5 protein-coding genes are annotated in these 8930 nt (G+C 63.3%); all 5 read left to right on the forward strand.

All coding sequences use genetic code 11. The annotated features are described in order from the left end of the window. The first annotated feature begins 614 nt into the window (after positions 1–614). The 5 genes from JL811_RS19555 (at position 615) to JL811_RS19575 (ending at position 8810) form a co-directional block, all read left to right on the forward strand. On the forward strand, positions 615–2645 hold the full coding sequence (locus tag JL811_RS19555; RefSeq protein ID WP_202690389.1) for a hypothetical protein: 2031 nt from the start codon (positions 615–617) through the stop codon (positions 2643–2645). A 255-nt stretch (positions 2646–2900) separates the two neighbouring features. Further along, on the forward strand, positions 2901–4154 hold the full coding sequence (locus JL811_RS19560) for a TolC family protein (RefSeq protein WP_202690390.1): 1254 nt from the start codon (positions 2901–2903) through the stop codon (positions 4152–4154). A 5-nt stretch (positions 4155–4159) separates the two neighbouring features. After that, the gene (locus JL811_RS19565) at positions 4160–6322 is read left to right on the forward strand and encodes a type I secretion system permease/ATPase (protein ID WP_202690391.1); all 2163 of its coding nucleotides are present in this window, start codon (positions 4160–4162) and stop codon (positions 6320–6322) included. Continuing rightward, the gene (locus JL811_RS19570) at positions 6319–7491 is read left to right on the forward strand and encodes a beta-barrel domain-containing protein (RefSeq protein WP_202690392.1); all 1173 of its coding nucleotides are present in this window, start codon (positions 6319–6321) and stop codon (positions 7489–7491) included. Before JL811_RS19565 ends, JL811_RS19570 begins: the two co-directional genes overlap by 4 nt. Before the next feature lie 29 nt (positions 7492–7520). Further along, positions 7521–8810, forward strand: coding sequence for a BamA/TamA family outer membrane protein (locus JL811_RS19575; protein WP_202690393.1), 1290 nt, complete (start codon positions 7521–7523; stop codon positions 8808–8810). Positions 8811–8930 lie beyond the last annotated feature (120 nt).

An 8930-nucleotide genomic window follows, 5' to 3' on the forward strand; every position in this document is an offset into this window, starting at 1 on the left:
GTCTGCTGGGGTCGGAGGGCCTGCTGGGGGGCCTCGACGACAGTTCCAACGCCTGATCCCGACCCGTCACGGGCGCTCCACTCTCCCGGAGCGTCCCGGTGCGCGGCCCGGAAACGGGCCGCGCCTCCGTATTCCTAGGGGCCCGAAAACGGGCCGGGCCGTGACGTTCTGGAGTGAGGGCGTCGGAAGGCGTCATGCATTCTTTATCGCGCAGCGTCTGATTTCCGCCCCGATTCCGCGATACAGCATGTAGATATTCTAAATCGAATGGTTTATATACATACCGTAGTATGTATCATTGTGCACGGTTCCGCCGCTGCTGGTCTGTTGGAGAAGCCGAGATGACGGCAAGAAAACCCACTGCCGCCGATTCCCCCGCCAGGCAAGCCGCCGAGGCGGAGTCTTTGGTGCTGCGCCCCGTGTCGCGAGAAGAGATCCAGACCCGCACGGGCCATGACGGGTTCAATGCTTCCATAGTATTGGGCGCCGTCGGCATGGGCCTTGCGATGCAAAGCGCGACCCATGCGGGAGAAATTTCGCTGCAGAGTAGTGGGACGCAGCCTGGGGCCGGACCCGCGCCCGCGACAGATGCTGTGGTCTCCGTGATCCCCGCAATGATGACCGCCGGACCGTCCGAACTGGGCATCGCTGGCGATTCGGACCTTCTGCTGACCTCCTTCAGCGCAGCCCCGGTCGAGCCTGCCACGACCGAGACAACCATCGAGATATCCTTTGGCGACCTTCCGGGCAGCGCCGCAGTTCTGGCCTTCGCGCCGCAGCTAGGGGCCGATCCAGCCAATGGAGCGGGCGAAGGACCGGTCCGGATTGCGACCAACACGACGCTGCCGCAGCATTCGAACGTGATGGAGCCGCCTGCAACCAGCGTGCCGCCTGTCGATACCGGACCCCCGTCGTCCACGCCCCCCGCCGCATTGCCCGCGGCGCCACAAGACACTGCCGAGAACGGAGAAAATGACCCGATCACAACCATTCTCGACCCGATTCTGGGAGAGGACGGGCTGGTCGGCTCAGTGCTCGATCCGCTGCTGGGTGAGGACGGGCTGGTCGGCTCAGTGCTCGACCCGCTGCTGGGTGAGGACGGGCTGGTCGGCTCAGTGCTCGATCCGGTTCTGGGAGAGGACGGGCTGGTCGGTTCGGTGCTTGACCCGCTTCTGGGAGAGGACGGGGTGATCGGGTCGGTGCTCGACCCGGTTCTGGGAGAGGACGGGCTGGTCGGTTCGGTGCTCGACCCGCTGCTGGGTGAGGGCGGGCTGGTCGGCTCAGTGCTCGACCCGGTTCTGGGTGAGAATGGGCTGGTCAGTTCGGTGCTTGACCCGCTTCTGGGTGAGAATGGGCTGGTCAGCTCGGTGCTCGACCCGCTGCTGGGTGAGGACGGGCTGGTTGGTTCGGTGCTCGACCCGCTGCTGGGTGAGGATGGGCTGGTCGGTTCGGTGCTCGACCCGGTTCTGGGGGCCGAGGGCATTCTTGGCAGCTCGCTGAATCCGGTGACGGGTGATGACGGTTTGCTGACCTCGGTTCTGGATCCGCTGCTGGGCGACGAGGGTATTCTTGACAACGTCGCCGGGACGGTTGGTGACGGGCTGATCACGCCGGTTCTGGGGCAGGATGGCATTCTGGGCTCGGTTCTGGATCCGCTTCTGGGGCAGGAAAGCGTTCTCGATCATTCACTTGACCCGGTTTTGGGTGAAGATGGGTTGGTCGGCTCGGTGATTGACCCACTGCTGGGTGAGGACGGGCTTGTCAGCGGCGCTCTGGATCCGGTTCTTGGCGAAGACGGGCTTCTGGGCGACGTTTTGGCCCCGATAACCGGCGCAGACGGGGTTCTGGATAGCGTGCTCAGCCCGGTTCTGGGCGGTCTGGGCCCTGTCGGCGGGGTTGTCGATTCCGTTCTGGGCGGTCTTTTTGGTGGATGGGGCCAGCGGGATGAGCCCGTGGCGGACACCCCACCCCAAACCAGTTCCGTCGAAGCGGACGAGACGGAGGAAGCTGCGCTGGCCGAGCCAGCCACTGCCGATCCGGTTTTGGGTGATGCCGCTGCGGCGGTGCCGCAGGGCGGTGCCGGGGATGACGGATTCGTGGAAAGCCTGCTGGGGGCGCCGACGCTTCTGGCCGGGGCTGAAACTCTTGATGAGATGCAGGCCCTGCTGAGCGCACCGGTCGACGGGTTGCTGGATGATCTCCTGACCGATGATCTTCTGGCCGGGATTGATGCGCCGGGTGATGAAGGCTTGCTCAACGCGGTTGCGGGCGACGATCTGCTGGATGAATTGCTGGGCCTCGGCCTTTCCGGATCGCTGGTGCAAGAGATCCTGCCGGACGCCCCGCCCGAAACCGAGGCTTCTGATCCCGAGCTTGATGCGCTGCTCAGCGAGATCCTTGACAGCGGTGAGCGGATGCTGGGCGGCGTGACCGATCCGCTGGCCAGTCTGCTGGACTTCGGCCCCGAGGGCGATGGCGGCGAAAGCGGTCTGTTCGCGCCGGATCTGGCTCCGGTCGTGGAGGGTGCTTTGGACACCCTGTTCGGGCCGGCCACGGCCGAGGATGCCGGACAGGGTGGTGGCGGATTGCTGGGCGGGCTTCTGGGTGGTCTGGGACAGGCGCCCCAGGACGACGATCCGACATAAGTGTTGGACGCAGGGTGAGTTGCAGATTGCAAATTGGAAAACAATGGTGTTATCTGAAACTTGCGCGATGCGAACTTAACGAGTGTTTTGCATTGGTCGACCAGCGGTTGTTACAGCGCCTTGGTCTTGCTTGTCAGTCCAGTTTTGTTCCCTTCAATTCAGCTGGCGCTTCAGGAGTGTCCCGAGCATTCACGAGGTCACGACTTGGGCAGTATTGCCATGTTCCTATCGGATGTTTTTGCCTGTTCCGTTGCAATGGGGAAGATTAATCTGAAAGTCCGTCCGGTCATTGCCGGATGTTTTCTGCTGTTCGCCCTTCCCGCCACCGCGCAGGTGCCTCTGCATCAGGCGGTGCTTGTGGCTTCGGAACGCGACCCAGGTATCACCGCCCTGCGCTTTGAGATCGACCGCCGCTCGGTCGATATTCAGGCGGTGCGCGACCAGAATTACCCGCAACTCAGCCTGTCTGCCGATACCGCGACGACCAGTTCCGACGGCCCCGGCGTCACGCTGACCGTGTCGCAGGTGCTTTATGACTGGGGGCGGGTGCGCAACATGGTTGCCAGCGCCTCGCAGGAGCGGGTGATCGCGGTTTCGGACCTGAAGCAGGGGATCGAAGAGATCACGTTGGATGTCTCGAACTATTATATCGACGTGACGGTGCTGGATCAGAAGATCGCACGAACGCGCGACTATCTGGCCTTCGCCCGCCGCATCGCCGATCATGCCGAGGCGCGCTGGCGTGCCGGGCGCGGTGATAATGGTGAGGTGGCACGCGCCCGTCTGGAAGTTTCGCGAACCGAACAGCGACTGGATCAGCTGAGCAGCGACCGGATGCTGGCCATGGCGCAGCTTGAATTCCTCATGGGGCGCAATCCGGGCCGGATCACGGCCCCGGTCAATCTGGATTTCATCGGGCGTTACAGCAACGGCGATGCGGTGACCTCGGCCATCCGTCTGTCGCCTTCCTACATTGCCGCGCAGGCAGGTTTTGCGCGGGCCGACGCGGAAATTGGTGTGGCGAAAGCTGCGCGCCTGCCGACCATCCGCCTGCAGGCACAGGTGCGCGGCGATCTGGACCGGGGGCGCACGCGATCCTCGGTCGGCCTGTCGACCGGGCTGGATCTGGGTGCGGGCGCGATTACCGGACGGCAGATCCAGTCGGCACGGCTACAGGCCGAGGCGGCGCGTTCCAATCTGGATGCGGTCAGCCGCAACATGCGCAACAGCGTGCGCAGCGCGCTGGAACAGATCAGGGTGCTGCGCGCCAGCGAAACTTCGCAGGCGCGGCAATTGTCACAGGCCCAGCAGGTTCTGGACAATTACGAAGCGCAATTTGTTGGCGGGCAGCGGGAACTGATCGACCTGCTGACCACGGGGCGTGATCTTTATGACGCCCAGATCGACCGGATCGACACCTATGATGAACGTGAACGGACCGAGTATCGCGCTGCATTCGAGTTGGGGGTGCTCGGCACGCTGATCCTCGCGGCATCCAGACAGGGCTGAGGACAATGAACATACCCCGGGATCAGAGTGCAGACAGACCGGCCCGGCCGGATCCACTGGTTGTCGGATTGGTCGAATTGTGTCGGATCCACGGGATTGCGGCATCGGCCGAGCGTCTGACTGACGGGCTGCCGCGTGATACGGGTGACAGGCTGCAGGTCAGCCATGCAGCACTGGCCCTGCGCCGCGCCAATATGAGTTGCCGCATCAGCACCGAACCGCTGCACGCGATCCCGTCGCACAGTCTGCCGGTCCTGCTGTTTCTCAAAAATGGCGGAACGGTGATCCTTGAGGCGATCCATGGTGGTGAGGCCAGTGTCATCCTGCCCGAAACCGGGGGCGGACGCGCGGTCTGGGGTATAGCGGATCTGGCCGGGCGGCATGAAGGACGGATTCTGGTCTCGAAACCGCTGGATATCGTGTCGCAGCGGCTGGACAAGTCGACTAGGCCGGAGCGGCACTGGATCATCGGGCCGGTGCTCGACAACTGGCCGGTTTACCGTGATGTCATCATCGCCTCATTCGTGGCCAATCTTCTGGCGGTGGTTTCGGCGCTTTTCGCGATGCAGGTCTATGACCGGGTCGTGCCCAATCAGGCCTTCGATACGCTGTGGATTCTTGCAAGCGGCGTCGGCATCGCGATTGTTCTGGAGATTCTGCTGCGGATCATGCGGGCCTCGCTGATCGACGTGTCGGGGCGTGATATCGACCTGAGGTTGTCTACACAGCTTTTCGACCGGGTGTCGAATATCCGCCTGGCTCATCAACCCAGATCGACCGGTGTTTTCGCCAATCAGGTCCGCGATTTTGCAACCGTGCGGGAATTCTTCACCTCAGGCACGGTCACAGCGCTTTGTGACATTCCCTTCGTACTGATCTTTGTCGGTGTGCTGACCTTCCTTGGCGGTCCAGTGCTGGGGCTTGTGGTGCTGAGCGCGGTTCTGCTGACGGTGCTGCCGGGGCTGGTCATGCAGCGTCGTCTGGGCCGCGCCTCACGCGAGAACACACGCGAGGCGGCGGCCCTGAACGGGCTTTTGCTGGAAACGGTGTCAAACCTTGAAACGGTCAAGGCCGCCCGGGCCGAGGGGCGTCTGCAGCGCGCCTACACCCAACTGACCGCGACCATGGCGACCACCGCCGTGCAGACCCGCAACATTACCAATGTCATCACCCAGATCGTGGCCGCGGTGCAGAAATTCGCCTATGCCGCCATCATCATCGTCGGTGTCTACCTTATCAGCTCGGGGGATCTGACGGTGGGCGGGCTGATCGCCTGCACGCTTCTGTCCAGCCGCACGCTGTCGCCGATGGGGCAGGTCGCGGGGCTTCTGGCGCGCTGGCAACATGTCCGCGCCGCGATGGAAGGGCTGGACGGGATCATGAATCTGCCCGTTGAGCGGCCCATGGACCGCGACTATGTGCGTGCACCAGCCATTGCCGGAGAATACCGGCTGGAAGATGTGGTCTTTCGCCATGAGGCGGATGCGGCTCCCTCGGTCATCATTCCGGCGCTGAAATTCGCGGTGGGAGAGAAGGTGGCGCTTCTGGGCGGCAATGGGGCAGGGAAATCGTCCTTGCTGCGCCTGCTGGCGGGGCTGACCGATCCACAGGCCGGGGCGGTTCTGGTCGATGATCTGGCGCTTGCCCAGATCGACCCGATCGATCGGCGTCGCCAGATCGGCTATCTGCCGCAAAGCGTGGCGCTGTTCCAGGGCACCTTGCGTGACAACCTTTTGCTGGATCACGGACTGCACAGCGATGATGAATTGCTGGAGGCTCTGGATGCCGTGGGGCTGGGCACCTATGTCCGCCGTCATGCGCGCGGGCTGGACCTGCAGATCCACAGCAACGCCAATGTCTCGGGTGGGCAGAAACAGGCCATCGGTCTGGCCCGCGTGATCCTTCAGGATCCGCGCATCGTGCTGCTGGATGAACCGACTGCCGCCTTCGACCATATCACCGAGGAAAAGGTGATTGCCTTCCTGCGGACATGGCTTGAAGGCCGGACCGCCATCATCTCGACCCATAAGCGCGAGCTGCTGGGCCTGACGCGGCGCGCCATCGTCATGAAGGATGGCCGCATCGCCCGCGACGGCGACCTGCTGCAGATCCTCAATGCGGCGCGGTCCAACAAGGTACAGCAGTCTTCGGTCCAGATCGTGACATGAACCGCTCCGATGCCTTCGGCAGCAGCCATATCGACGGCTCATACCGTCGTGAGGTGATGAGCCGTGCGCGCTGGATCATCCGCGTCACTTTCCTTGCAGTGGCCATCGCGGTGATCTGGGCGGCCTTCGCGCAGATCGACAAGATCACACGGGGGGACGGACGGGTGATCCCTTTGCGCCGGATGCAGACGATACAAAGCCTTGAGGGCGGGATCCTGTCGGAACTGCATGTGAAAGAGGGCGATATCGTCACGCAGGGCCAGATCATCGCAACACTGGATCCGACCCGGACACGCGCGGCCTTCATGGCCACACAGTCCGAGATCGACGCGCTGATGGCCGAAGTCACCCGGCTGGAGGCCGAGGTTCTGGAAAAGCCGGAACTGGATTTCGGCGCAGATCCGACCGACACGCAGCGCACCGAATTGCGTCTGTTCACGGCGCGGCGCACGCGGCTGCAATCCTCGCTTGTGGCGCTGGATGCGGAACGCGCCGCGCTTCAGGAACAGCTTGATATCACCAGTCCGCTGGCCGCCAGCGGATCGGTCAGCCGCATGGACATGCTGCGCCTGCGTCAAAGCCTTGCCGAGATCGACGGCCGGATCAATGAGGCGCGCAACGGATATGTCCAGGACGCCTATCGCGATCTGGCCGAACGGCGCGCGCGGATGCTGTCCCTGCAGCAGGAGGTACTGCGCAAGGAGGATGAATTCCTGCGCACCGTTGTGCGGTCCCCGGTCGAAGGACGAATCAACAATATCGCAATCACCACCCTTGGTGGCGTCGTCCGCCCCGGCGAGGCGATCATGGAGATCACGCCCATCGACGACCAGTTGCTGATCGAAACCAAGGTACTGCCGCGCGATGTCGCCTTCATCGCGCCCGACATGCCGGCCAGCGTGAAGATCACCGCCTATGATTTCGCCGTTTATGGCGATCTGCGCGGCACGGTCACGCAGATCTCGGAAGACACGGTCGAAGAGGATACCCCGACCGGCAAGCAGGATTTCTACCGGGTCATGGTGCAGACCGAACGCAGCTATCTTGAACGCTTCGGGGAACAGTTCCCGATCCGGCCGGGCATGGTCGCGCAGGTCGATATTGAAAGCGGCAAGCAGTCGATCCTGAGCTATCTGACCCGCCCCCTGCTGCGCGCCCGGCTGCGCTGATCCCACCGCCAGAAATGAGACTGACCGATATGACCCGGCTTTTCACGCTTTTCCGCCTTGCCCTGCCGTTCACCCTAATGTCCGGGCTGCCTTTGCTGGCGCAGACAGAGGTGGGCCGGGTCTATGACCGGGTCGAGGTGCGGGGAGCCGAGTTCATTCCCGAAGAGGATATCCGGCTGACCTGCGGCGCGTTGGAGGGCATCGCGCTGGATGGGCTGCAACTGCGTTCGGTCGAGGAATGCCTGATGATGACCGGCGTTTTTGAAGAGGTCCGTGTCTCAGGGCAGGGCGATGTGCTGATCATCGATGTGACCGAGGTCGAAAGCCGCCCGGGGCGCATTGATGCCGGGGTGGCATGGGTCAATGATTACGGGCTGGCCGGCACGCTGGCCTATGAACAGTTCAACTTGATCCCCGACACCTTTCTGGGGATCCGCAGCAGCTATGCGCAGGATCATCGCAGTTATGCGCTGAACCTGTATCGCAAGGAAGCGTTTGGCCCGGACCTGCATTTCGGGCTTGAACTGGAGGGCGAACGCACAAGGCATGATGACCGGTCCTTCGCGACCCGCAGCGATCTGGCCGAGATCTATCTGGGCTGGACCCCGCTTGAAGACACGCGGCTGGAATTCGGGCTGGGCTATCGCGATCACCGGATGTTTGATCTTGATCCGGGTGCCAGTGCGCTGCTGCAGGCCGAACGGGGGCGGGTCGGAGCACCTTTCCTGCATCTCGCGCTGGTCTGGGGACAGGGCTCGGATGAGGATCCGCGCAGTCACTCGCTGCGGCTGGATCAGTATTTCTGGAATCTTGGCACCGGATCACAGGTTGCAGAAACCCGGCTTGAGGCGAATTCGCGCTTTGCACTGGGGGAACGGTCGACCTTACTATTGGGGGTCAGAGCTGGAATCGTCGCGGGCCGCAAGGGCCATGACACCACTGTGCTTGACCGCGCCTTTCTGGGTGGGGAAACCTTTCGCGGCTTTGCTCCGCGCGGGCTGGGGCCGGCGGATGCGGGCGATCGGCTGGGCGGCAATCGCTATGTCGTAGGATCGGTTGAATATCAGCGCGTGCTGGGGTCGGTGTCCGACAATGCCATCCGGGGCGGCATCTTCATGGATGTCGGATCGCTCTGGTCGCTGGACAATACGCTGGGCGGGGTTATCGACGACAAGGCGCGGCTGCGCGGCAGCATCGGGGTCTCGATGACATTCGGTGTGGGGGAATTGCCAGTCTCGCTGTATCTGGCAACGCCGCTGAAACGGCAAAACGGGGACCGTCGACAGGTTTTCGGCCTGACCGCCGCCGCCCGGTTCTGACACGCGGCCGCCCTGTGCGCCCCCGGATCAGCCTGCCACCCGACGCCGGTCGCGGGTGTTCATCGCCTGCCGGAACAGCGCCATGTAGCGCGGGGCAACGGCCTGCAGCGTCTGCCCCTG

Source organism: Szabonella alba, from assembly GCF_016765775.1.
GTDB lineage: Bacteria > Pseudomonadota > Alphaproteobacteria > Rhodobacterales > Rhodobacteraceae > Szabonella > Szabonella alba.

Coding starts and splice junctions, on each gene's coding strand:
- JL811_RS19565 (WP_202690391.1), top strand. CDS start 4,160: ATGAACATACCCCGGGATCAGAGTGCAGACAGACCGGCCCGGCCGGAT.
- JL811_RS19575 (WP_202690393.1), top strand. CDS start 7,521: ATGACCCGGCTTTTCACGCTTTTCCGCCTTGCCCTGCCGTTCACCCTA.
- JL811_RS19560 (WP_202690390.1), top strand. CDS start 2,901: ATGGGGAAGATTAATCTGAAAGTCCGTCCGGTCATTGCCGGATGTTTT.
- JL811_RS19555 (WP_202690389.1), top strand. CDS start 615: ATGATGACCGCCGGACCGTCCGAACTGGGCATCGCTGGCGATTCGGAC.
- JL811_RS19570 (WP_202690392.1), top strand. CDS start 6,319: ATGAACCGCTCCGATGCCTTCGGCAGCAGCCATATCGACGGCTCATAC.